At 23.2% G+C, this 319-nt stretch carries 1 pseudogene; it reads right to left on the bottom strand.

What is annotated here, in order from left to right:
• Nucleotides 1-37: 37 nt before the first annotated feature.
• Nucleotides 38-319, bottom strand: a pseudogene (locus OL66_RS03170) (deoxynucleoside kinase); the annotation flags it as partial.

The following is a 319-nucleotide window of genomic DNA, read 5'->3' as shown; positions in this document are numbered from 1 at the left end:
TATAATGGATATATAAATTACCGTTTTGACATTTTTTTTAATTATTATTGCCATTCTTTATTTCTCCTATTTTTTTGATAATGCATTGCTGATTAAATTTAGCATCTTTATCATTCATATTATTTAAGATGATTTTAGTTCCTAGGTTTTGTTTTTTCAAAAATTCATAATATCCCTTTTCTACTTGTTGAAAATAAGTTAAGGAACTAGTTTCAATCACATCTAATTTGTGATTCTTTTGGTTTATTTTTCGTTCCAAACCTAATTGAGGATTAATTTTTAGATAAATAGTGATATCAGGTTTGATGAATTTTTTACT

Source organism: Chrysanthemum yellows phytoplasma (assembly GCF_000803325.1).
GTDB lineage: Bacteria > Bacillota_I > Bacilli_A > Acholeplasmatales > Acholeplasmataceae > Phytoplasma > Phytoplasma asteris.
This window is presented reverse-complemented; position numbering and strand designations above follow the sequence as displayed.